Source organism: Aureimonas sp. Leaf427, assembly GCF_001425485.1.
GTDB lineage: Bacteria > Pseudomonadota > Alphaproteobacteria > Rhizobiales > Rhizobiaceae > Plantimonas.
The window spans coordinates 245,238-269,294 of record NZ_LMQW01000002.1 but is presented as its reverse complement, the minus strand read 5'-3'; the positions used below and the strand labels follow the sequence as shown (position 1 = coordinate 269,294).

Annotated in this window: 24 protein-coding genes; all 24 read left to right on the top strand. The window is 69.0% G+C overall.

Annotated elements, in window-relative coordinates; all coding sequences use genetic code 11:
- Positions 1–13: 13 nt before the first annotated feature.
- The 24 genes from ASG62_RS03865 to ASG62_RS03750 all read left to right on the top strand — a co-directional run bounded on the left by ASG62_RS03865 (position 14) and on the right by ASG62_RS03750 (position 23,936).
- Positions 14–442, top strand: a complete 429-nt coding sequence (locus ASG62_RS03865; protein ID WP_056698466.1) for a helix-turn-helix domain-containing protein — start codon at positions 14–16, stop codon at positions 440–442.
- A gap of 1,107 nt (positions 443–1,549) precedes the next feature.
- Positions 1,550–3,478, top strand: coding sequence for a methyl-accepting chemotaxis protein (locus tag ASG62_RS03860; RefSeq protein ID WP_056698463.1), 1,929 nt, complete (start codon positions 1,550–1,552; stop codon positions 3,476–3,478).
- A 26-nt stretch (positions 3,479–3,504) separates the two neighbouring features.
- Complete coding sequence (locus tag ASG62_RS03855) at positions 3,505–5,091, top strand: chemotaxis protein CheW (RefSeq protein WP_082537435.1); 1,587 nt, start codon at positions 3,505–3,507, stop codon at positions 5,089–5,091.
- Between the two features lie 124 nt (positions 5,092–5,215).
- Positions 5,216–6,265, top strand: a complete 1,050-nt coding sequence (locus ASG62_RS03850; RefSeq protein WP_056698461.1) for a protein-glutamate methylesterase/protein-glutamine glutaminase — start codon at positions 5,216–5,218, stop codon at positions 6,263–6,265.
- Positions 6,262–6,882: a HEAT repeat domain-containing protein gene (locus ASG62_RS03845; RefSeq protein WP_056698458.1), complete on the top strand. Its 621-nt coding sequence runs from the start codon at positions 6,262–6,264 to the stop codon at positions 6,880–6,882. Before ASG62_RS03850 ends, ASG62_RS03845 begins: the two co-directional genes overlap by 4 nt.
- Before the next feature lie 4 nt (positions 6,883–6,886).
- Positions 6,887–7,744, top strand: a complete 858-nt coding sequence (locus tag ASG62_RS03840; RefSeq protein WP_056698455.1) for a CheR family methyltransferase — start codon at positions 6,887–6,889, stop codon at positions 7,742–7,744.
- A 17-nt stretch (positions 7,745–7,761) separates the two neighbouring features.
- Entirely contained in the window at positions 7,762–8,151 is a 390-nt protein-coding gene (locus tag ASG62_RS03835) for a response regulator (RefSeq protein WP_056698451.1), read from the top strand.
- The gene (locus ASG62_RS03830; RefSeq protein ID WP_056698448.1) at positions 8,148–10,781 is read left to right on the top strand and encodes a chemotaxis protein CheA; all 2,634 of its coding nucleotides are present in this window, start codon (positions 8,148–8,150) and stop codon (positions 10,779–10,781) included. Before ASG62_RS03835 ends, ASG62_RS03830 begins: the two co-directional genes overlap by 4 nt.
- Positions 10,781–11,023, top strand: a complete 243-nt coding sequence (locus tag ASG62_RS03825; protein WP_056698445.1) for a hypothetical protein — start codon at positions 10,781–10,783, stop codon at positions 11,021–11,023. The genes ASG62_RS03830 and ASG62_RS03825 overlap by 1 nt, the downstream gene beginning before the upstream one ends.
- A 13-nt stretch (positions 11,024–11,036) precedes the next feature.
- Positions 11,037–11,795 carry a ParA family protein gene (locus ASG62_RS03820; protein ID WP_056698441.1) on the top strand — a complete coding sequence of 253 codons (759 nt, stop codon included), beginning with the start codon at positions 11,037–11,039 and terminating at the stop codon, positions 11,793–11,795.
- 202 nt (positions 11,796–11,997) lie between these two features.
- Complete coding sequence (locus tag ASG62_RS03815) at positions 11,998–12,369, top strand: response regulator (protein WP_056698437.1); 372 nt, start codon at positions 11,998–12,000, stop codon at positions 12,367–12,369.
- Positions 12,369–13,724, top strand: coding sequence for a methyl-accepting chemotaxis protein (locus tag ASG62_RS03810; RefSeq protein ID WP_056698434.1), 1,356 nt, complete (start codon positions 12,369–12,371; stop codon positions 13,722–13,724). The genes ASG62_RS03815 and ASG62_RS03810 overlap by 1 nt, the downstream gene beginning before the upstream one ends.
- A 42-nt stretch (positions 13,725–13,766) precedes the next feature.
- Positions 13,767–14,180, top strand: a complete 414-nt coding sequence (locus ASG62_RS03805) for a response regulator (RefSeq protein WP_056698430.1) — start codon at positions 13,767–13,769, stop codon at positions 14,178–14,180.
- Entirely contained in the window at positions 14,170–15,054 is an 885-nt protein-coding gene (locus ASG62_RS03800) for an STAS domain-containing protein (protein ID WP_156381949.1), read from the top strand. The genes ASG62_RS03805 and ASG62_RS03800 overlap by 11 nt, the downstream gene beginning before the upstream one ends.
- Positions 15,051–15,419 (top strand): STAS domain-containing protein, encoded by a 369-nt coding sequence (locus tag ASG62_RS03795; protein ID WP_056698423.1) that lies wholly within the window; start codon positions 15,051–15,053, stop codon positions 15,417–15,419. Before ASG62_RS03800 ends, ASG62_RS03795 begins: the two co-directional genes overlap by 4 nt.
- 237 nt (positions 15,420–15,656) lie before the next feature.
- Positions 15,657–16,067, top strand: coding sequence for an anti-sigma regulatory factor (locus ASG62_RS03790; protein ID WP_056698421.1), 411 nt, complete (start codon positions 15,657–15,659; stop codon positions 16,065–16,067).
- Entirely contained in the window at positions 16,064–16,465 is a 402-nt protein-coding gene (locus ASG62_RS03785; protein ID WP_056698417.1) for an anti-sigma regulatory factor, read from the top strand. The genes ASG62_RS03790 and ASG62_RS03785 overlap by 4 nt, the downstream gene beginning before the upstream one ends.
- Entirely contained in the window at positions 16,465–17,049 is a 585-nt protein-coding gene (locus ASG62_RS03780; protein ID WP_056698414.1) for a SpoIIE family protein phosphatase, read from the top strand. The genes ASG62_RS03785 and ASG62_RS03780 overlap by 1 nt, the downstream gene beginning before the upstream one ends.
- Positions 17,046–18,059 (top strand): sensor histidine kinase, encoded by a 1,014-nt coding sequence (locus ASG62_RS03775; protein WP_056698411.1) that lies wholly within the window; start codon positions 17,046–17,048, stop codon positions 18,057–18,059. The genes ASG62_RS03780 and ASG62_RS03775 overlap by 4 nt, the downstream gene beginning before the upstream one ends.
- A gap of 300 nt (positions 18,060–18,359) precedes the next feature.
- Positions 18,360–19,280, top strand: coding sequence for a D-ribose ABC transporter substrate-binding protein (locus ASG62_RS03770; protein ID WP_056698409.1), 921 nt, complete (start codon positions 18,360–18,362; stop codon positions 19,278–19,280).
- A gap of 353 nt (positions 19,281–19,633) precedes the next feature.
- Positions 19,634–20,275, top strand: coding sequence for a DUF2291 family protein (locus ASG62_RS03765; RefSeq protein ID WP_056698405.1), 642 nt, complete (start codon positions 19,634–19,636; stop codon positions 20,273–20,275).
- The gene (locus ASG62_RS03760) at positions 20,272–21,927 is read left to right on the top strand and encodes a sugar ABC transporter ATP-binding protein (RefSeq protein ID WP_082537433.1); all 1,656 of its coding nucleotides are present in this window, start codon (positions 20,272–20,274) and stop codon (positions 21,925–21,927) included. Before ASG62_RS03765 ends, ASG62_RS03760 begins: the two co-directional genes overlap by 4 nt.
- The gene (locus ASG62_RS03755) at positions 21,924–22,991 is read left to right on the top strand and encodes an ABC transporter permease (protein ID WP_056698401.1); all 1,068 of its coding nucleotides are present in this window, start codon (positions 21,924–21,926) and stop codon (positions 22,989–22,991) included. The genes ASG62_RS03760 and ASG62_RS03755 overlap by 4 nt, the downstream gene beginning before the upstream one ends.
- Positions 22,992–23,108: 117 nt before the next feature.
- Complete coding sequence (locus ASG62_RS03750; RefSeq protein ID WP_056698398.1) at positions 23,109–23,936, top strand: phosphogluconate dehydrogenase C-terminal domain-containing protein; 828 nt, start codon at positions 23,109–23,111, stop codon at positions 23,934–23,936.
- The last annotated feature ends 121 nt before the right edge of the window (positions 23,937–24,057 follow it).

Genomic DNA, 24,057 nt, shown 5'->3' with positions numbered 1-24,057 from the left:
CACAGGACTGAACATGAGCGATGACATTCACCCCGTCGATTTGCGCGTCGGACAGAACGTGCGTCGCTTGCGCATGCTGCGAGGCCTCTCGCAGACCTCGGTCGCCAATGCCGTGGGCATCACCTTCCAGCAGATCCAGAAGTACGAGAAGGGCACGAACCGCATCAGCGCCAGCATGATGCATGACATCGCCAAGACGCTCGACGTGGATATTCTGGCCTTCTTCGCCGAGACCACGGCCGAGAGCGATTCCAAGTCCTTCACCATTCCCGATACGGGCGAACTCTTCAGCAAGCTCGACCTGCGCGTTCTCGAGAAGATCGCCCGGATCGACAATGCCGAGATCAAGAAGCAGATTATTCTCCTGATCGACGCCGTCTCCACCGGCGAGGCCCGCACGCCCGCCGACCTCGCGGCGGAAGAGCTGCACGCGGACGCCTGATCGCGCCCCGCCGGCTTCGGCCGGCCGCGCCTCGTTTCCCGCCTTCCTGCGTCTAAAACGACGACCCCCCGCCCGATGCCGACCCGCTTCGTCCCGATGGCGGGCGCCGTCGCGAGGCGGGCGAAGCCGTGCGTCGTGTGGGCCGGGTCCACCTTGCCGGACGGCATGGCCCGCGACCGGTCGACGCGAAGCGCAAGATGCGAAGCCGGCCGGCTGCGCGAGATGTCGCTCCCTCGGGCCGACCATCGGGCGCCCGACGTTCCCCGGCGCGATCCGTCCCGGCGACCACCATCCATCCCCCCTCGTCGCGATCGACCTGCGCCTTGATGATCAGCGGGTCCCGCAATTCCATCGGGCCGCGCGCGGGCCGGATTGCGGGCGGCGGCGGCTCGGCAGAGGCTCGGCCGGCCGCCGAAGCGCGACGGCTCGGCCCCCCGCGTTCCACCGAACCGGCCGCCTTCAGGCTCGTCAGCGCAAGGTCTCGACAGTCTAGAATAGGACACTTGTATCGTTTCTTGATATTCGTGTCTTTTTGCAGCGCACATTCATGTTTTCGCCGCTGCGAAAATTCCCCCGGCGGCCCATTTGCGCCCACCCTATCATCAGGGCGAGGTTCTTACGCATGTCCGTTCGCAATAGTTATTAATTTCAAGCTGTCCTTCGTCAAGGCTCTGCTTCGTTTTCATGAAACCGCCGCGCTTTCGACTTTGCGTTAACCATTGGTTAACTCTTTTCAAAGACCTTGTGAGCTACAAGGTTTCGGGAGCAGAGACGGTCGATATCTCCTATCGGCCCGCCGACGACGGCAAGACACCAATACCCCATCGGACGGCTCGAAAAGCCTGCGCGCCCCGTTCTGCCCGCGGCGGACGGCACGCCGGCGCAAGCGTGAATGCCCTGCGCCCCTCCCGACATTAGAAGGCTTTCGGACGGCGACCGCCCTCCGGCGGTGCGGGACCCTCGCGTCCCGAAATTCAGGCGACGCTCCGGATGCGGAGCGCCGTCGATGGCATTCCCTCGTCCAACGACATCCCGCCGGCAGGGTCGGCGGCTTCCTCGTTTTCGTTTCATATCGAGCCGCGCCGACGCGGCCATCGGAGACCCAGAATGGCACTCGTGAAGAAAAGCGCGCTCGGCGGGATTCAGAAGACTGCGCTCGGCGCGGACGAGGCCAGTCTCGGTCGGCTGTCCCGCCTCGCCGACGAGAGCCGCCGCAACGTGCGCACCCATGCCCGCCAGCAGAAGTCGGCCGAGCGCATCGCCAGCGCGACGGCCGAGCTGGCCAGCGGCATCAGCGAATCCGCCTCGGCCGCCGAGGAGCTGCGCAAGGCGATGGAGCTGATCGCCGCCGGCGCCGAGGAAGCCTCCAGCGCCTCCGAGGAATCGCGCCGCGCCGTCACCGCGATCGTCGGCACGCTCGTGCAGGCCAAGGCGACGGCCCAGTCCTCGCGCGACAAGACGCAGTCGCTGCGCCAGCTCGTCGGCGACCTCTCCCGGCAGATCGATTCCAGCGTCGACAGCATCGGCATGGCGGCGGATCGCCAGACCGCCTCCGTCACCATGATCCTGGAGCTCGAGCGCCAGGCCGCCAGCATCGGCGAGATCGTGCGCGCCGTCGGCCGCATCGCCGACCAGACCAATCTCCTGGCGCTGAACGCCGCCATCGAGGCCGCCCGCGCCGGCCAGCACGGCAAGGGCTTCGCCGTCGTCGCCGACGAGGTGCGCACGCTCGCCGAGACCTCCGAAAAGAGCGCCAGCGAGATCCAGCAGCTGATCGGCGCCATCCAGGGCGACGTGAAGACGATCGCGGAAGGCATCAACCGCGCCGCCGAGTCCGCCCGCTCCGAGGTCGAGAAGGGCCGCAACGTCTCCACCCAGCTCGGCCAGATCCGCGAGGCCATGGGGCAGATCCTGACCGGCGCCGAGGAGATCGTGCGCCTCTCCGCCGAGAGCGAGAAGGCCTCGGTCGAGGCGCAGAAGGGCGCGGAAGCCATCGCCGCCGCCGCCGAGGAGCAGTCGGCGGCCTGCGAGGAGGCGCTGAAGACGATCGACCAGCAGACGACCGCGCTTTCGCAGAGCGATCAGGCCTCCAACGAGCTGTCCGCCCTGTCCGAGGACCTCAAGAACGCCACCGATGTCGGCAAGAGCGCCGAGGGCGTCGCTTCCTCGGCCGAGGAACTGTCCTCCGCCGTCGAGGAGATCAACCGCGCGGCCGGCCAGATCATGACGGCTCTCGACCAGATCAGCCGCGGCTCGCAGCAGCAGTCCTCGGGCGCCCAGCAGTCTTCCGCCGCCGTCACGCAGATCGAGCACGGCTCGACGATCACGCAGCAGCGCGCCCAGGAGGCCGTCGAGCGCTGCGAGGCGATGCTGAAGCGCACCGACGAGAACAGCGTCGCCGTCGATCAGCTCATCGCGGGCGTCACCGCCTCGCTGGAGGACACCAACCGGACGCGCGATCAGGTGAACGCGCTGGAGCAGGTCAGCCGGCGCATCGACAAGATCGTCGACGCCATTTCCACCGTCGCGATCCAGACCAACATGCTGGCCGTCAACGGCTCGATCGAGGCGGCGCGCGCCGGCGAGTTCGGCAAGGGCTTCATGGTCGTCTCGACCGACATCCGCAATCTCGCCCGCGATTCCGCCGAGAATGCCGAGCGCATCAAGGATCTCGTGAAGTCCATCCAGGACCAGATCGTCGTCGTGCGCATGGATCTGGGCAACATCTCCTCCTCCGCCGCGCTGGAAGTGGAGAAGAACAAGGCCATCACCGCGAACCTCAAGACGGTGCAGGCCGATCTCGCCCTCGTCGTCTCCGGCAATGTCGAAATCCTGGAAGGCAGCGGGCAGATCGTCCAGACGCTCGGCGAGGCCAAGCGCGGCATCGAGCAGATCACCGCCGCCGCCCAGCAGGCCGCCACCGCCTCCGGCCAGGCCCAGCAGGCCGCCAAGGAACAGGCCAAGGGCGCCGAGGAGCTGGCCGCCGCGATCGAGGAGATCGCCTCCCTCGCCGACGAACTGCAGAGCCAGAGCTGACGGTCGGCGTCGAGGAGACAAGCCCCATGTCGATCAGCACGCAAGGCGGCGCGGGCCTTCCCCCGCAGGGCTCGCCGCCCACAGGACCGGAGCTCGGCGAAGGCCTGCACGCGCAGGGCGCCGTCGCGCGCCAGTTCGTGACCTTCCAGATGGGCGAGGAGATCTTCGCCGTTCCCCTCACCGACGTGCAGGAGATCATCCGCCTGCCGACGATCGTCGAGGTTCCGATGGCCATGTCGAGCCTGGAAGGGCTCGCCAACCTTCGCGGATCGGTCCTGCCGATCATCAACCTCCGGCGCGTCTTCCATCTCGACGACAGCGTCCACGACGACGCCACGCGCGTCGTCGTCATCAACCGGGGCAGCCTCGTCGGCTTCGTCGTGGACCGCATGGCCCGCGTCGTCACCGCCGAGCCGCGCGAGATCGAGACGATCGCCGGCCAGTCCGCCATCGAGAGCGATCTCCTGGAGGGCATCATCAAGCGCGGTCAGTCGATGATCATGATCCTCGACACCGAGCGCCTCTCCGCGCAGCTCGGCTCCGCCGCCGACCGCGGCACGGGCCGCAAGGCCCGCGACGCCGGCGGTCCCGCCGCCGAGAGCGCGTCGGTGGAGATGGTCTCGGACGAGCTGCAGCTCGTCTCCTTCGAGCTCGACCGGCAGGAATACGCCCTGCCGATCGAGAGCGTGCAGGAGATCGTGCAGGTGCCGGGCACGATCAACGCGATCCCCCGCTCGCCCGGCCACGTGCTCGGCGTGATGAACCTGCGCAACCGGCTCCTGCCGCTGCTCAGCCTGCGCTCCATGTTCGGCATGATGTCCGCCCCGCTCGGCGAGCAGAGCCGCATCGTCGTCGTCGCCCATCGCACCGGCGGCGTGGAGCACGCGGTCGGCCTCGTCACCGACACGGTGAAGGAGGTCCTGCGCGTCCAGCGCTCGCTGGTCGATCCGATCCCGCCCATGCTGGCGGCCGGCGGCTCCTCCGACGAGGTGGACCAGATCTGCCGCATCGACAACGGGCGCCGGCTCGTCTCCATCCTGCGCCCCGACCGGCTGTTCCACGACACGGCGGTTCGGGACGCCCTCGCCCAAGCCTCGATCGAACACACGGAGAGCGACATGACGGGACCTGCCGGCGGCCATGCCGCGCCGCTCGACGAGGAGGAGCAGTTCGTCGTCTTCCGCGTCGCCGACGAGGAATACGGCGTGCCGATCGAGGCGGTCCAGGAGATCGTGCGCATCCCCGACCAGCTGACCCGCGTGCCCAAGGCGCCGTCCTTCATCGAGGGCGTCGTGAACCTGCGCGGCGCGGTCCTGCCGGTCGTGGACCAGCGCCGCCGCTTCGCGCTGCCGAACCTGGAGCGCAACGACCGCCAGCGCATCATGGTCTTCCTGATCCAGGGCATGCGCACGGGCTTCATCGTGGATTCCGTGTCCGAGGTCCTCAAGATCTCGCGCTCGGCCATCTCGGCGGCGCCCGACATGTCGCTCCAGCACGGCAGCGCGATCTCGCGCATCGCCAATATCGTGGAGCTGAAGCGCATGATCCTCATGCTCGACGTCGAGCAGCTGCTCGACCGCGCCGAGACCTCCGAACTGCGCGCCGCCGCCTGAGGGCGGGGGAGGGGGCGCCCGGCCGTCGATCCCGCCCGCCCGCCGGGCCGGATCGACGCCGGCGCCCGTTCGATCCCAGCATCCGCCACGAACGCCGAGCGCGGCGGGGCAAAGAGACACCCGCATGACCAAGCTCCTCATCGTCGACGACTCCGCGCTCATGCGCAAATACCTGCGCGAGATCTTCGAGGCCGACGGCACGTTCGAGGTGGCGACGGCGCGCAACGGACGCGACGCGCTGGCGCAGATCGCCCAGTTCAACCCCGACGTGGTGACGCTCGACGTCAACATGCCGGAAATGGACGGCATCACTTGCCTCGCCGCGATCATGACGGACACGCCGCGCCCGGTCGTCATGGTCTCCTCCATCACCACGCGCGGCGCCGAGGTGACGCTGGAGGCGCTGAAGCTCGGCGCGGTCGACTATGTCGAGAAGCCCGGCGGCACCGTGTCGCTCAACATCGACCAGATCGCCGGCCGCCTCGTCCAGACCGTGAAGGCCGCCGCCAAGGCCAAGCCGCGCCGCTCGCGAAACCTCGTGGAGCGCGTGCGCAACGCCGCCCGCTCCGTGCCGGAGCCGCGCCCGGCAAGCGCGGAGGCGGCCGCCGGCCTCGTCCTCATCGGCGTCTCGACGGGCGGCCCGCGCACGATCGAGGACATCCTCCCCGAGCTGCCGGCGGGCTTTCCCCTTCCCATCGTCGTCGCCCAGCACATGCCGGCCGCCTTCACCGCCTCCTTCGCCGCCCGGCTGGACTCGATCTGCCGCATCCAGGTGACGGAGGTCTCGGGGCCAACGCAGCTGAAGGCGGGCCATGCCTATATCGGCCGCGGCAATGCCGACGTCGTCGTCGAGACGCGGCTCGGGCGGCCGGTCGTCAACGTCGCCGCCGAGGAGCCGAGCCATCTCTGGCATCCAAGCGTGGAGCGGCTGGTGCGCACCGCCATGCGCGCCTTCGATCCGCGCCGCCTCGTCGCCGTGCAGCTGACCGGCATGGGCAATGACGGGGCGCAGGCCATGGCCGAGCTGCGCCAGGCCGGCGGACACACGATCGCCGAGCATGAATCGACCGCCATCGTCTACGGCATGCCCGCCGAACTCGTGCGGCTCGGCGGGGCGGAGAAGATCCTCCCCTCCGACCGCATCGCCGATCAGCTGATCTCCTGGAGCAAGTGAGCGCCGTGCCCCTCGTCCGCCCCTCCGCCGCACCGTCTCCCGAAGCCGGCATCCTCGCCTCGATCGACCGGACGGATCTTCGCGCCGATCTGTCCTGCGGCGATCCCGCCCGCCGCCGGAACGCGGTTCTGCTGGCCGCGCGCCTCGGCGAGGCCGAGCTTCTCGCCGACCATGTCGGTGAGGAGCAGGATGCCGGGCTCCGCGCCCGCATCATGACGATCCTCGCCCGCGCCGCCGACCCGAAGACGGTCGCCTCCCTCGTCGCGCTCCTGCGCAGCGAGGATGCCGGCCTTCGCAACGAGGCGATCGAGACGCTCCAGGCGATGGGCGAGGCGACCGCGCCGGAGATCGAGGCCTTGCTGGACGACGAGGATTCCGACGTTCGCATCTTCGCCATGAACGTCGCCCTCCAGCTGAAGAGCGCGCGCGTGCCGGACCTGGCGCTGCGGGTTCTCCTCACCGACGGCAACGTCAATGTCTGCGCGGCGGCGCTCGACATCCTGTCCGAGGTCGGCCGGCCCGACATGGCCGACGAGATCCGGTCGGCGGCGGACCGGTTTCCCGACGCGCCCTTCCTCGCCTTCGCCGTGCGCGCGGCCCTGAAGCGGATCGGCTGAGCCCATGTCCCTCGCCCTGACGACCGAGGCGCCCCCGATCATCCGCGAAGCGGACTTCCTGACGTTTCGCGAGTTCTTCTATCGCAAGACCGGCATCATGTTCGCCGACAACAAGCGCTACTTCGTGGACAAGCGCCTGCAGCAGCTGATGCAGGAGGGCGGCTTCCGGCATTTCCGCGACTACTTCCACACCGTCTGCTTCGAGCCGAACGGCGCGGCCATGCAGGCGCTCGTCAATTCGATGACCGTCAACGAGACCTATTTCTACCGCGAGGAATACCAGTTTCGCTGCCTCGTGCAGTCGCTGATGCCGGAGATCGTGCAGACGCGGACCTTCGGCGAGACGGTGAAGATCTGGTCGATGCCGTGCTCGACGGGCGAGGAGCCCTACTCGATCGCCTTCTACCTGCTCGAATACTGGAAGCAGGTCGATCACTTCAACATCGAGATCATCGCCTCCGACATCGACACGGAGGTACTGCGCCGGGCCAAGCTCGGCACCTATGCCGCCCGCGCCCTGCAGAACGTCTCGGACGAGACGCTGGCGAAGTACACGACCGCCGTCGCGGACGGAAACCGGCAGGTGATCGACGCGATCCGCCAGTCGATCCACTTCTCGCGCACCAACATTCTCGACGCGGCCAAGGACCGGCTGTTCCGCGACATCGACGTGATCTTCTGCCGCAACCTTCTCATCTACTTCGACGACGTGTCGCGCCGGGAGGCGGCGGAGGCGATGTTCGAGACGATGAAGCCCGGCGGCTTCGTCTGCCTCGGCCATTCCGAATCCATGAGCCGCATCTCGTCCCTGTTCCGCATGCGCAAGTTCGCGGACGCCATCGTCTATCAAAAACCGGCTTGAAGCTTAGGAGCAGATTCATGGCTCACGCCCTGATCATCGACGATTCGAGCACGGTGCGCATGTTCTACCGCGAGGTGCTGGAAGCGGAAGGCTTCGCGGTGGACGAGGCGATCAACGGCCTGGAAGGGCTGGAGAAGGTTATGTCGGAGGCCTTCGACGTCGTTCTCGTGGACGTCAACATGCCCAGGATGGACGGCTACACCTTCCTGAAGGAGATGCGGGCCATGCCCGAGACGCAAGGGCTGCCGGCGGTGATGATCTCCACAGAGGCCAAGCCCGAGGACCAGACCAAGGCCTACGCCTCCGGCGCCAACATCTACATGGTGAAGCCGGTTCACCCCACGGAACTTGCCGCGATCGTCCGCCTCGTGACGGGCGCGGCCCCTGCCCAACGGACGCTGTCATGAACGCGCTTCTCGCCCAATTCATCCCCGAAGCGCGCGACCTTCTCGAGCAGGCAGGAACCGGCATGCTCGCGCTGGAGCGCGACCACCGCTCGCAGAGCGTCATCAACGACGTCTTCCGCGCCGTCCACACGCTGAAGGGCTCCTCCGGCCTCTTCGACATCGCCCCGCTGACCCGCCTCGTCCATGCCGCCGAGGACCTCCTCGGCGAGGTGCGCACCGGCCAGCTGGAGGTGACGCCCGACATCGTCGACCGCCTCCTCGACAGCCTCGACCTCGTCGGCCAGTGGATCGACTCGCTAGAGGCGCGCGAAAAGCTGCCGGTGGACGCGGAGGGCGCCATGGCCGAGCGCGTCGCCGTCCTGCGCCAATGGCTGGAGCCCAGGGAGACGGGCGCCGCCGGGGGCGCTGCGACGGCCGAGGCGCCTCTGCCGCCGCCGGACTGGCTGGGCGAACTCGCCGAGGCCGACCGCATGGCCGCCTTCTCCGCCGTGTCGGCCGGGCCGCTCGTCGCCTGGTCCTTCCGGCCGGACGAGGGCTGCTTCTTCCGGGGCGACGATCCGCTGGCCATGGTGCGCCAGTCGCCGGGGCTTCTCGCCCTCCGCGTCCTGCCCCAGGACGGCGCCTTTCCCGATCTCGCGGGCTTCGATCCGCTGACATCGATCCTCGCTTTCGAGATCCTCAGCCGCCCCTCGGCGGCCGGGATCGAGGAGCACATGCGCTATGCCGCCGAGGCGGTGGAGATCCGGCCGATCGAGGCGGCCGATCTCGCCCTCCCCGCCGGCTCCTCGGCGGGCGGCCCGGTCTTCGGCGATTTCGGCCGGCTGGCGCAGGGCTATCTGGACTCCGGCGACGCCGCGAGCCTCGCCCATGCCGCCGCGACCCTTCTCGGCATGGTTGCCGGCGACAGTTTCCAGGCCTCGGCCCTGCGCTGGTGCCAGCTGATCCTCGCCACGTCCGGCCTCGGCGAGGTCGACCTCCTCGCCCGCATGGTCGAGGCCGTGGCGACCGGCGTGCTGCCGCCCCGCCGGCCCGCCGCCGCCTCGATACCAACACCGGCACCGGCCGTATCGTCCGCCACATCCTCGGCCGATCCCGCCGAACGTCGGCGCGTCCATGCCGTCGCCCGCGAGCAGCTCGCGGTTCTGGAAACGCAGACCGACGCGGCGGTCGCGGGCGGGCGGCTGGAATCGGTCGGGGCCATCCTGGTGCGCCTCGGCCGGGCGAGCGGGCTCGACCTCGAAGCCGACGTCGCGGCGTCGCTCGCCCCCGTGCGCGCCTCCGGCGACCTCACAGCGCTCCGCGCCGTCGTCGCGCGGCTGGAGGGTGGAAAAGTCGGACCGGCACCGGGCCCGTCGCCCATTCCCGCGGAAAGGGCCGATGTCGCGGCGAGGACCGAGCCCGAGCCCCGCGCCGCCGAAGCCCCGGAGGCCGCGGCGCCGGAGGTGAAGCCCGTCGGCCGGGTCCTGCGGATTGATCAGTCCAAGATCGATTCCATCATGAACCTCGTCGCCGAGCTGATCGTGGCCAAGAATGGCCTCTCCTATCTGGCGACGCGCGCCGAAGAGGTGCATGGCGCACGCGCCGTCGCCCGCGAGATCAAGGACCAGTTCGCCGTCATCGACCGGATCACGCAGGGGCTGCAGGTCGGCGTGATGTCGGTCCGCATGATGCCGGTCGGCCAGGTCTTCCAGCGCTTCCCCCGCCTCGTGCGCGACATTTCCCGGAAGCTCGGCAAGAAGATCGAGCTCGTCATCGAGGGCGAGGACACCGAAGCCGACAAGAACGTCCTCGAAAGCCTCGCCGATCCGCTGATCCACATGGTGCGCAACAGTCTCGACCACGGGATCGAGCTGCCCGAGGACCGGCTGGCGGCCGGCAAGTCCGAACACGGCACGCTGCGCATCACGGCCCGGCAGGAGAACGACTTCGTCGTCATCGAGGTGCGCGACGACGGCAAGGGCATCGACCCGGACGCGGTCAAGCGCAAATGCGTGGCGAGCGGCGTCATCACCGCCGAGCGGGCCGCGCAGATGAGCGACGAGGAGGCGGCCAATCTCGTCTTCGCCGCCGGCTTCTCCACCAAGGAGGTCGTCTCCGACCTCTCCGGGCGCGGCGTCGGCATGGACGTGGTGCGCTCGGCCGTCGTCAAGGCCGGCGGCGACGTGATGCTGCGATCGACGCTCGGGCAGGGCACCTCGGTCGTGGTGCGCCTGCCGCTGACCATGGCCGTGACGCGGATCGTCACGATCGACTGCCAGGGCCGCATCTTCGGCATTCCGATGGATCTCGTCGTGGAGACCGTGCGCCTCAAGACCGAGGACATCCACCGCTTCAAGGACATGGAGACCTTCGTTCTGCGCGACGCGATCATCCCGATCGTGCGGCTGGCGCGGCTTCTCGACCTGCCGGCGGAGGAGGGCGCGAGCGAGGCGGCCGGGGACGAGGCGGTCATGGTCGTGCGCATCGGCCGCGAGCGGGTCGGCGTCATCGTCGACGGGTTCCGCGAGCGCATGGAGGTCATCGTCAAGCCGCTCGAGGGCGTGCTCGACGGCATGCCCGGCTTCTCCGGCACGGCGCTTCTGGGCGACGGCCGCGTCCTTCTCATTCTCGATCTCCAGGAGATGCTGTGATGCCGTTCGAGGTGAGGGAGGGCGTGGTCGCGCTGAAGGGCGCCTGCACGATCGAGGAGGCCGAGGCGCTGCACGAGGCCGTGCGCGATCTCGGCGACGCGCGCTTCGATCTGTCGGGGACGAGCTACATGCACACGGCGATCGTGCAGGTGATCCTGGCCTCCGGCGGCACGCTCGCCGCGCGGCCGGCCGAGGTCGATCCCGTGCTCGGCGCCTGCCTCGACACGCTGCGCCCGGCCTGACGGACGAACCGCCATGCCGAGCCGCGTGATCGCCGTCGCCAACTGCAAGGGGGGAACCGGCAAGACGACGACCGCGGTCAACGTCTCGGCGGAGCTGGCCCGGCGCGGCCGTCGCGTGCTGCTCGTGGACCTCGATCCGCAGGGCCATGCGGGTTTCGGCTTCGGCGTCTTCGCGGCGAAGGGCGACCTCACCGCCCACGACTTCCTGGGCGAGGGCGGCCACGACATGGCGCGGGCGATCCGGCCGACGCGGAGCGCCGGCGTCGACGTTCTGCCCGCCGACCGGAGCTTTCGCGTGCGCTCGGCCAGCGAGGACCAGAGGCGGCTTTCGGCGGCGCTCGCAACGCTCGGCGAACGCTACGACACCGTCGTCATCGACACGCCGCCGGCGGCCGAGGCGCCGCTGCGCGCCGCGCTCGCGGCGGCCGGCGGCGTGCTGATCCCGACGCAGCTCCAGCATCTGACCTATGACGGCCTGATGCAGCTCTCGCGCCTCGTCTTCGAGACCGCGCTCGGCGTCAATCCGACCCTGCGCGACCTCGCCATCGTGCCCGTCCAGGTGGACATCCGCATGCATCTCCAGCAGCGCATCCTGGCCGAGCTTCTCATGGAGTTCGGCCACGAACGCATCTTTCGCGGCATCCGCACCGACGTCGCGCTGGCCGAAGCCTTCGGCAGCCACTGCCCGGTCCACGACCACCGCCGCAGCTCGCGCGGAGCCAGGGACTACGATCTTCTCGCGGAAGACGTCGTCCGATTCTGGAAAATCTAAGCATCTCTCCGCCGGAACCGCGCCATTCTCGGCATTCTTCTCCGAAATTTCGAATGTAAGATCATCATTATTACGAAACGCTCAAATGATAATCGCGATGATAGCTGACATGACCATCTATAAACTTGCAGACAGGCAGGGATGATCACGGTTTTTTAAAATCTGAATGGCAGATTGCTTCCGACAGGGAAAGGATTCCGAAATGAAGAAGATTCTCTTGGTGGACGATTCGCCGACCATGCTGGCGAGCATTTCGACCATCCTGAAAAAGGCCGGATACGAGTGCGACACGGCCGCCGACGGGCAGATCGCCGTGGACAAGGTCGGCCGTGGCCTCGCGCCGAACCTCGTGATCACCGACTATCACATGCCCGGAATGGACGGCGTCGAGCTGATCGGCAAGCTGCGGCGGCTGGGCGCCACGCGCTTCGTGCCCATGCTGGTGCTGACGACGGATTCGCAGCCGGAAAAGCGCAGCGCCGCCAAGGCCGCCGGCGCCACCGGCTGGCTCGTCAAGCCCGTCGATCCGCCGGCGCTCCTCCAGGTCATCCGCCAGTTGCTGCCGGCCGCCTGATGTCGGCCCTGGTCGCCCTCTCCCCGAGCCGCGCCGAGAGCGCGCGCCTGCCCCGGCTCCGATCTCTCAGGACCGGAACCGGATCGGACGCCGCCGCGACCGCGCGGGCGGTCGGGCCCGCCGCGCTCGGGCTGGCGCTCGTCTTGGGGGTCGGCGGCGTCTTCGTCCTGCCGCTGGTTCCGGCGGCCGTCCAGCCGCTGATCGCGCCGCTCGCGCTCCTCGTAGGCGCGGCGCTCGCGATGCGGCTCCGGCCGGCCCCGGCGCGCGCGCCGATCGAGGCGTCCGCCCTCGCGGCATCGACGGTGCCCGAGGCCCGGCCGACGGCGGCGGTGGTCGCGCTCGTCCCGGCCGAAGCCCTGCCGGACGCGATGCCGGCGGCCTCGCCCGAGGTCGCCGCGGAGTTGCGCGACTATCCGCTCTTCACCGAGATCCTCTGCCGGCAGCTGTCCTCGGTGACGCAGATCAGCGAAGAGGCCGCCGGCAAGATCCTGGCCGGCCTGATGAGCGTGGACGGGCAGATCGACGCCCTCATGAGCTTCATCCAGCAATCGGCCTCGAACGATCAGGTGGCCGAGGTCGTGCGCGACATCGAGGGCCAGATCGGCGCCTGCCGCGATCTTCTCGGCCAGTTCGTCGCCTATCAGGCGACGGAAGCGGGGCAGGTGGTGCAGCAGCGGGCTCGCCTCCAGGCGGAGACGCAGAGCGTCTCGACCGCCCTCGACGGGATCGGCGTCATCGCGCGCCAGACGACGATGCTGTCGATCAACGTGGCGATCCAGGCCGCGCGCGCCGGCGACGTCGGCAAGGGCTTCATGGTGATCGGCAACGAGATCCGCACGCTCGCCCAGGAGGTCCACGTCCTCTCGCAGGATATCCACGCCCGCATCGAGACGCTGATGCGCACCGTCATGGTGGACTTCCAGGAGCGAGCGGAAAGCCGCGCGACCATGGAGCAGAGCTCGATCGGCCACATCGTCGAGACGCTGGATTGCCTCGCCGAGAACGTCACCACGCTCCTGACCCATCAGCGCGACGTGCTGCAGAAGGTCGAGACCGAGAACGAGGCGATCGCCCGGCCGATCCTCGACATGATGGGCAGCATCCAGTTCCAGGACATCACGCGCCAGCAGATCGAGCAGCTGAACACCATGTCGACCATGGTCACGAGCCATATGGACGAGCTGGCCGAGCGTCTCGAAGGGGCGGAGCGGCCCGCGGATTCCGGCACGATGTCACACAAACTTGATGCGCTGTTCGCCGGCTATGTTATGGATAGCCAACGAAACACGCATCGCGCCGCGCAGGGCCAGGGATCGGATGCCGTCCCCCAGACCGCCGCGATCGAGCTGTTCTGATGGACCGAGCCGCCGGGCCTTGAACGAGAACGAGGCTGCCGCATGGCTCTCATCCTTCTGATCGAAGACACCGTGCTCGTCCGCATCACCTTGCGCAAGTTCCTCGAGAAGGCCGGGCACGAGGTCGTGGACTGCGCAGGGGGCATCGAAGGGCTGCGGCTCTTTTCGGGGCAGCGCTTCGATCTCGTCGTCACCGACCTCTGGATGCAGGCCGGCGACGGCCTGGACTTCATCCGATCCGCCCGGAGCGCCGATTCCGGCATTCCGATCCTCGCCATCACCGGCGGCGATCCGCGCTCGCCCCTCTCCACGTCGGCCGAGGCCGCGCGCGGCGTCGGCGCGAGCGATGTCGTCATGAAGCCCGTCACCAAGGCGGCGCTCGTCGCGGCCGTCTCGCATCTCCTGGCGAACGCCTCGACACAAAGCCTCGCGAAAGGTGACTGCATTGGCGTCTAAGACCTCTTCCTCCCTCGGCGCGATCCTCCTCGCGCAGCGCGCCGAGATCGTCGCCGCCTGGCAGGCGAACACGGCCGCGCTTCTCGCAAGGCACGCCGCTTCGCCGCAGATCGCCGGCCTGCTTCGCGCCGAGGCGGCAGAGTTCCTCAGCGAACTCTGCCGCTATGTCGGCGACGAGGAGGCCGGGGCGGGCGAGACCTCGCGCAGCTTCGCGCGCCTCACCGCGCTCGCCGCCGGCGCCAGCGCCGCCCATGCGCGGGAGGGGCTGACGCCGAGCGAGACCTCGAGCTTCGTCCTCTCCTTCCGCGATGCGCTGACGCCCTTCGTCGTCGAGGCCTTCGCCGCCGACGGCCGGCGGCTGACCGCCGAGCTCGCGCGCATCGGCGCCATCGTGGACCGGCTGGCGATCGACGCGGCCGAGGCCCACGGCGCGACGCGCGAGACGATGATCGAGCGCCAGAGCCGGGCGATCGTCGATCTCTCGACGCCGGTCCTCCAGGTCTGGCCGCAGATCCTCCTCATGCCGCTGGTCGGCGTCGTCGACACGCGGCGGGCGCAGCAGGTGATGGAGGATCTCCTCAACGCCATCGCGCGCGACCGCGCCCTCGTCGTCATCCTCGACGTGACGGGCGTCCCGGTGATCGACACGCGCGTCGCCCTGCACCTCACCAAGACGGTGAGCGCGGCCAACATGCTGGGCGCGCAGGTGATCCTCACCGGCATCAGCCCGGACGCGGCGCAGACGCTGGTCAAGCTCGACGTCGACCTGAAGGCCATCCGCACCCGCGGCACGCTGCATTTCGGCCTCGTCGAGGCGCTGCGGATGCTCGGCCAGAAGGTCGGCGACCATGCGGTCCGATCGGGCGGCACATGAACCGCATCCCGATCCTGCGCCTGGGACGCATTCTCCTCACCTCGATCCAGACCGACCTCACGGACGATCAGGCGGTCGGGCTGCAGGGCGATCTCCTCGCCATGCTGAAGGAGGGCAAGGCCGCCGGCATCGTGCTCGACATCACCGGCCTCGACGTCGTCGATTCCTACGTCGCGCGCATCCTCAACGAGACGACGCGCATGGCGCGGCTGATCGGCGGCGAGGTCGTCTTGACCGGCATGCAGCCCATGGTCGCGCTGACGCTGGTCGAGATGGGCCGCGAGATCATCGGCATCGACACCGCGATCGACCTGGAGGCCGGCGTCGAGAGGCTGAAGGCCATCCTCGACGAGCGCGACGGCTGACCCGCGCCCGCCCGGCCGGGCCGGCGGCGGCGCCGCGCGGGCGGGATCGAAGCTGCAGGGAAGGCCGAAGCCGGCGCCCAGACATGTCCGGCACCGCGACACGGCGGGTCCGTCGAACGAACGGACCGCGCGAGCGCGGCAACGGACAGGCAGGGAAATGACCATGCGACCCATCACGGAACGGAACGGGGCGGCGGCAGGGGCGGCGGCGACGGGCTTGAGGCCGAGAAGCCCATCATGATCCCCCGCGTCCATGCAACCGTCGCCATTCTGGCGCAGAGCGACGTCATCGCGGCCCGCCATGCCGGCCGCGAGCTCGCGCGCGCCCTCGGCTTCGGCACCGTGGACCAGACCCGCCTCGCCACCGCCATCTCGGAACTCGCGCGCAACACGCTGCAGCATGCCGGCACCGGCCTCTGCACCATCCACGAAGAGGCCGCGCCGGGCGCGCAGACCCTGATCCGCGTCGTCGTCTCCGACGAGGGGCCCGGCATCGCGGATGTCGCAGCGGCCCTCCAGCCGGGCTTCTCCACCGGAAACGGCCTCGGCCTCGGCCTGCCCGCCGTGCAGCGCCTGACCGACCAGCTGACGATCGACAGCCGGCCCGGCCGGACCGTCATCGAGATCACGATGGGCCGCCGCCGTTGATCGGCGACATCGTGGCGGAGGTGGCGGACGAGCTGGACGTCGCCGACATCCGCCGGCGGGCGCGCCAGCTGGCCGACGATCTCGGCTTTCGCAGCGCCAAGTCCTACCGCCTCGCGACCATCGTCTCGGAGCTCGCGCACAATCTCCACTTCCACGCCGCGGCCGGCCGGACCATCCGCCTGACGCCCGTCGAGCTCTCGGGCCGCGTCGGCATCGAGGTCGTCTCCTCCGACACCGGGCCCGGCATCGCCGACGTCGCGCTCGCCATGAGCGACGGCTACTCCACCAATCGCGGCCTCGGGGCGGGCCTGCCCGGCGTCGCGCGCCTGGCCGACGACTTCCACATCTCCTCCGAGCTGGGCGTCGGAACGACGGTCGTGGCAAGGCTCTGGCGCTGATGCGGATCGCGGGCGCATTCCGGTCGCTCGATCCCGCGGAGCCCTGCGGCGACGCCTTCGCCTGGTGGTCCGACGGCCCCCTCTGGACGATCTGCCTCGTCGACGGCCTCGGCCACGGCCCGGACGCGGCACGGGCCTCCGGCATGGCGCTGGCCAAGGCCGACGCCTGCCGCGCCTTGTCGCCGGAGGCCATCATCGCGGCGGTGGACGGCGCGATCCGCAACAGCCGGGGGGCCGCCATGTCCGTCGTGCGGATCGACCTTGCGGGAAGGACGCTGCGCTTCGCCGGCGTCGGCAACGTGCGCATGGCGCTCGTCGGCGAGGCGGTCACGCGCTTCGAGGCCCGTCCGGGCATCGTCGGCACGGGCTGCCGCGTGGCCGCCGCCAACGAGGCGCCCTTCGTCGAGGACGATCTCCTCGTCCTGTGGACCGACGGCTTTCCCGCCCATCTGGAGTTCGGCCGGGATCATCGGAGCCGGGCGGGCGATCCCGAAGCGCTGGCCGAGGCGGTGATCGAAAGCGGGCGGTCCGGGCGCGACGACGCCGCCATCGTCTGCGCGCGCCTTCGCAGGGTGCCCGCATGAGAGACGAGGGCGGGGCCTACGCGGCGCTGATGCGCAACTACATCCTGAAAGGGGAGGAGGCCGATCTCCTGCGGATCGAGGACATCGGCGCCGCCCTCGTGGCCGACGCGGTGCCGCTGGTCGAGCTCTCCGGCCTGCACGAGCAGGCGCTTCTCGGCGCGGCCGGGGAGGGGCTGCTCCACGCATCCACCCCCGATGCCACGATGGAGGCGATCCGGCGAAGCTCGGCCTGCCTCTCCGAGCTGATGATCGCCTATTCGATCGCCGACGCCAAGCGTCAGGCGCTTCTGGAGCGCGAGCGCCGGCTCGACGCCGACCGCCAGCGGCTGGAATCGCTCGGACAGATGGCGGGCGGCGTCTGCCACGAGATCAACAACCTGCTCCAGCCGATCCTCGGCCTCAGCGAACTCGTGCTGGAGGATGCCGAGCCCGGCAGCGAGGCCGCGCGCAACCTCGCCATGATCGTGGAATGCTCGGTGCAGGCCGCCGCGATCGTCCGCGGCATTCTGACCACGGCCCGCCAGGACACGCCGGCGCCCCGCGCCCTCGTCTTCGCGCCGCTCCTGCGCAACACGGTGGATTTCCTGAAGGCCATCCTGCCGCCGGGCGTCGAGATCGCGCTGTCGATCGAATGCGGGGAGGAGAGCGTCCTCTGCGAGGAGGCGGAGCTGTCGCAGATCCTCCTCAACCTCGTGCGCAACGCGAGCCGCGCCATGGGCGGGGCCGGCACCGTCGCGGTGAGCCTCGTCCACCGGGCGGACCCGGAAGGGACCGGGCCGGGACTCTTGCGCCTTTCGGTCTCCGACACCGGCAGCGGCATGGCGCCCGACGTGGCCGAGCGCGCCTTCCATCCCTTCTTCACGACCCATGCCTCGGCGGGCGGCAGCGGCCTCGGCCTCTCCATCGTCATGGCGATCGCGCTCGCCTGGGGCGCCAGGCTCGGCATCGACACCGACCTCGGCCGCGGCACCTCGATCACGCTCGACCTTCCCGTCCAGCCCGCCGCCTGACCCGTTCCGATCCGCGCCGCCGCCGTCCCGCCGCCGGGGCCGGGCCGGGCCGACGCATGTCCGAACGCGCGTCCGGTCCTCCATACCCGCGAGCCCATTCGACGATCGTCTCATATTGTCATCATACCAGTTGACGAGATGGCGATCTCTGGAGATAGTCCCCCTCGCGGATCGAAGCGCTGGGAGGCGCGCCGCTCTTTCGAGGCTCGAAGGACCCGGACGTGGCGCCAGCCCGGCCGCCGGCGGGTCGGCCTCGACGCCACCGATGGGAGGACCTGTTCCGTGTTGAAGTCTCTGCTGATGTCCGCGGCCGCGAGCGCCGTCCTGATGCTCGCCGCACCGCTCGGCGCCTCCGCCGCCGACCTGATCGCGGTCATGACGCCCAGCCACGACAACCCGTTCTTCAAGGCCGAGGCCGAAGGAGCGGTGGCCAAGGCCAAGGAGCTGGGCTTCGAGACGCTGGTCCTCGTCCACGACGACGACGCCAACAAGCAGAGCCAGATGTTCGACACCGCCATCGCGCGGGGCGCCAAGGCCATCATCCTCGACAATGCGGGCGCGGCCGCCACGACCGCCGCCGTGCAGAAGGCCAAGGATGCCGGCATTCCGAGCTTCCTCATCGACCGCGAGATCAACGAGACCGGCATCGCCGTCTCCCAGATCGTCTCGAACAACTACCAGGGCGCGCAGCTCGGCGCCGAGGAGTTCGTGAAGCTGATGGAGGAGAAGGGCCCCTATGCCGAGCTCGTCGGCCGCGAAGCCGACACCAATGCCGGCATCCGCTCGGGCGGCTATCACGACGTGATCGACCAGTATCCCGACATGAAGCTCGTCGCCAAGCAGTCGGCCAACTGGAGCCAGACCGAGGCCTTCGAGAAGATGCAGACGATCCTGCAGGCCAATCCCGAGATCAAGGGCGTCATCTCCGGCAACGACACGATGGCCATGGGCGCCTGGGCGGCGCTGGAGGCGGCCGGCCGCAAGGACGTGATCGTGGTGGGCTTCGACGGCTCCAACGACGTGCGCGATTCGATCAAGGCCGGCGGCATCAAGGCCACCGTCCTCCAGCCCGCCTACCGGCAGGCCCAGCTCGCGGTCGAGCAGGCCAAGCTCTATCTCGACACCGGCAAGACCGGCGTCGAGGAGAAGCAGCTGATGGACTGCATCCTGATCAACGCGGAGAATGCCGGGAAGCTGGAGACCTTCGCGCTGAAGGATTGAGTTCGAAATCTTGAGGGGCGGCGCGAGGCGCCCCCCTCTGCCTTGCCAGGCATCTCCCCCTCAAGGGGGGAGATCAATCTCGTCGAAGACGGCACAGAACGAGCGGCGTCTTTGAAGCTGCCGATCTCCCCCCTTGAGGGGGAGATGTCCGGCAGGACAGAGGGGGGCGCCGTCGAGCGCCACGTCCCGCGTCACTCTCGTCCCGAGCCCCGAGCTTTTCGCAGAGGCGAAGGACGGGGGTAACGCACAAGGGCCGCACCAAGCGACCTCGTCCTTCGACAGGCCCAGGATGAGGGCTGCGGAAACGCTCGTTCTCAAGTGCACACATCCCGAAATGTTCGAGCGATCCGTTGATGACATCTCACATTCGCATCGCCCTCGCCCTCAGCCTCCTCGCGCTGCCCGCCTGCAAGTTCGTGGACACAGCCGAACTCGCCGCCAAGCGTCAGGCCGCCGCGGCGCCCACGGCCGGCGCGAGCGCCACCACGCTCTACGCCGCCAAGGTGCTGCCCTACATCGCCGAAAAGGCCGCGCCCTACGCCGACATCCGCAAGGCTCTGACCGCCGACTTCGCTGCCGGCGCCAAGACCTTCGGCTATCGCGAGGTCCAGGAGGGCGCGCCGTTCAATTTCCTCGCCCGCGTCTCCGGCACGATCGTCTCGGCCGACACCAAGTCGCGCGCGGCGACCGCGCTGGTCGACACCGACGGCGACGGCACGGGCGACGTGACGCTGCAGCTCGGACCCGTGATCAAGGGCACGTCGCTGCGCGACGCGCTGCCCTTCGTCACCTTCACCAGCTATGCCAACCAGATCGAATTCGCCGACGTCGCGAAGGCCTTCAACACGCAGGCCTACGAGACCGCGCTGAAGGCCCTGCCGCGCGAGGCTCTCGCCGGGCAGAGCGTCGAGGCGCTCGGCGCCTTCACGGTGAAGGGCGCGTCCGACAAGGTTCTCCTCACGCCCGTCGAGATCCGCCTCGGGGCCGGCGCATGAGCGGGATCGAGGCGACCGCCGAAAGCTCCGCTGCCACCGGCGCCGAAAGCTCCGCTTTCACCGGTGACGAAAGCTCCGCTTTCATCGGGGACGAAAGCTCCGCTTTCGTCGACATCGTCCTCTCCGTGCGCGGGGCGACGAAGGTCTATCCGGGCACGCAGGCGCTGAAGGGCGTCGATTTCGACGTCCGGCGCGGCGCGGTGAACGTGCTCGTCGGCGAGAACGGCGCGGGCAAGTCGACGCTGATGAAGATCATCGCGGGCGTGGAGCAGCCGACCACGGGCGAGGTCATCCTCGACGGCCAGCCGATCCAGCTGCCGACCACGGCGGCGGCGCGGGCGGCGGGCATCGGCATCGTCTTCCAGGAGCTGAACCTCTTTCCGAACATGACGATCGCCGAGAACATCTTCATCGGCCGCGAGAAGACGCGCGCGGGGATCGACATCGACATGCCCGCCCAGCGCGAGGTGGCGGCCGCCCTGATGAAACGGCTGGAGCACGCCAATTCGCCGGACACGCTGGTCGGCGATCTCCGGATCGGCGAGCAGCAGATCGTCGAGATCGCCAAAGCCCTCGCGCAGGACGCGCGCATCCTCATCATGGACGAGCCGACCTCCGCGCTCTCGGCCGCGGAGGTGGACATCCTCTTCCGCGTCATCGGCGAGCTGAAGGCGCAAGGGGTCGCCATCGTCTACATCTCGCACCGGCTGGAGGAGCTGGTGCGCATCGGCGACGTCATCACCGTCCTGCGCGACGGCCGCATCACCGGCTCGCGCGAGATGACGGACGTGGACGTGCCCTGGATCGTGCGCGCCATGATCGGCGCCTCCTCCAAGGACTTCGCCAAGACGATCCACCACGAGTTCGGCCCCGAGGTCCTTCGGGTCGAGGACATGGTCCTGCCGCGCAAGGCCGGCGGCCTCGCCGTCGACCATGTGTCGCTCTCCCTGAGGCGCGGCGAGATCGTCGGCATCTACGGGCTGATGGGCGCCGGGCGCACCGAGCTTCTCAACTGCATCATGGGCCGCGAGGAGGCCGCCACGGGCCGGGTCGTGCTCGACGGCCAGCCACTCACCGACCGCACCGTCCACGGGCGCATCAAGCGCGGCATCGCGCTGATCCCGGAGGACCGCAAGGCCGAAGGGCTCGTGCAGATCCTCTCCGTCGCCGAGAACATGAGCCTCTCCTCGCTCAAAAGCTTCACGACCGTCTTCCATCTCGACACCGCCAAGGAGCGGCGCAGCGTGACGGATTTCGTCAAGCGGCTCGCCGTGAAGGTTGCGGGGCTCGACAGCCCCGTCTCCTCGCTGTCGGGCGGCAACCAGCAGAAGATCGTCATCGGCAAGGCGCTGATGACGGGGCCGAAGGTGCTTCTCATGGACGAGCCGAGCCGGGGCATCGACATCGGCGCCAAGGCCGAGGTCTTCCGCGTGATGCGCACGCTCGCGGCCGAAGGGCTCGGCATCCTCTTCGTCACCTCGGACCTCGAAGAGGTGATGGAGCTGTCCGACCGCATCGTCGTCATGTCCAACGGCTGCGTCACCGGCGACCTGCCGCGCGGCGAGGCGACCGAGGAGCGGGTCGTCGAGCTCTCGGCGGCCGGCCATGGTCCGCACCGAACCATTCCGACCGTCGTGGAGACTCGAGCATGACCCTCGCCCCCGCAGCAAGCCCGCCGGCGCGCCAGGAGATCTCCCCCGTGCTCCTTCTCCTGAAGGCGCGCACCTTCATCGCGCTGATCGCGGTCGTCGTCTTCTTCTCCTTCGCCGCGCCGAACTTCCTCTCCACGGCCAATATGGTCATCATGGCCGAACACGTCGCGCTGAACGCGTTCCTGGCGATCGGCATGACCTTCGTCATCATCACCGGCGGCATCGATCTTTCCGTCGGCTCGATCGTCGGGCTCTGCGGCATGGTGGCGGGCTATCTCGTGCTGAACGGCGTCGAGATCGGCTTTCTCGGCCAGACCGTCTTCTTCAACACGGTCGAGATCATCGGCCTGACGCTTCTCGTCGGCATCGCGGTCGGCGTCGTCAACGGGCTGCTCATCACCAAGCTCAACGTCGCGCCCTTCATCGCGACGCTCGGCACGCTCTACGTGGCGCGGGGCCTCGCGCTCCTCTCCTCGGACGGCGCGACCTTCCCGAACCTTCGCGGCTCCGCCGAATGGGGCACGGACACGTTTCCGCTGATCGGCGCGGGCTCCGTGCTCGGCATTCCCGTCTCGATCGCGACGCTGATCGTGGTGGGCCTCGGCGCCGCCTATCTCGCCGCGCGCACGCCGCTCGGGCGCTACATCTACGCCGTCGGCGGCAACGAGAGGGCCGCGGCGCTCTCGGGCATCCAGGTCAACCGGACGAAGATGTTCGTCTACATGTTCTCCGGCTTCTGCGCGGCGATCGTCGGGCTGATCGTCGCCTCCCAGCTCGTCGCCTCCCATCCCGCCACCGGCGAGACCTTCGAGCTGAACGCCATCGCGGCGGCGGTGCTCGGCGGCACGTCCATGTCGGGCGGGCGCGGCCGGATCGGCGGCACGATCATCGGCGCCTTCGTCATCGGCATTCTCTCGGACGGGCTCGTGATGATGGGCGTCTCCTCCTTCTGGCAAACCGTCATCAAGGGCCTCGTCATCATCGCCGCCGTCGTCGTCGACCAGTTCCAGCAGCGCCTCCAGCAGCGCATCGCGCTCCAGAGGCAGGCGGCGCTCGGCCGTTAAGCCCGCGCGATCCCCGCGGGGATCGTCGCGTCCCGTAACCCCAGCGCGATTTCGCAGAAATCGTCGCCTCCAGCTCCCACCGAACCAACACCGACATCAACGGAAAGACCCCCGACAATGACTGCGATCGCTCTCTTCGGCGCCGGCGGCAAGATGGGCTACCGCCTCTCGGCCAATCTCAAGGGCTCGCGCTTCGACGTGCGCCATGTCGAGCTGAACCCCGCCGGCCGGGAGCGGCTGAAGACCGGCCTCGGCTTCGACTGCGTGGACCAGGCGGCAGCGCTGGACGGCGCGGAGGTCGTGGTCCTCGCCGTGCCCGATACGCTGATCGGCAAGGTCGCGGCCGGGATCGAAAAGGATCTGAAACCCGGCACGATCGTCGTCGTGCTCGACGCCGCCGCGCCCTTCGCCGGCCACCTGCCGGCGCGGCCGGACCTCACCTATTTCGTTACCCATCCCTGCCATCCGCCGATCTTCAACGACGAGACCGACCCCGCCGCGAAGCGCGACTTCTTCGGCGGCGTCGCGGCCAAGCAGCATATCGTCTCCTCGCTGATGCAGGGGCCGGAGGAGCACTATGCGCTGGGCGAGGAGGTGGCCAAGGTCATCTGGGCGCCGGTCATGCGCTCGCATCGCGTCACCGTGGAGCAGATGGCGCTGCTCGAGCCCGGCCTCTCCGAAACCGTCTGCGCCTCGCTTCTCGACGTCATGCGCGAGGCGATGGACGAGGTCGTGCGCCGGGGCGTGCCGAAAGAGGCCGCCCGCGACTTCCTGCTCGGCCACATGAACGTGCTCGGCTCCGTCATCTTCGAGGAAACGCCCGGCGTCTTCTCCGACGCCTGCAACAAGGCGATCGAATTCGGCAAGCCCATGCTGATGAAGGACGACTGGAAGCGCGTCTTCGAACCGCAGGAACTCGCGGACTCCATCAAGCGCATCACCTGACGCCTGCCTGAGAAGGAGCCGGCCGGCGGGAGAAGAGGCCGGCCGGCTCCCCTTGCATGAGCATCGAGACGAGCGGGCGCGGCGGGGCCGGCCGCATCGTCTTCGAAGTCGCGTCCGATCG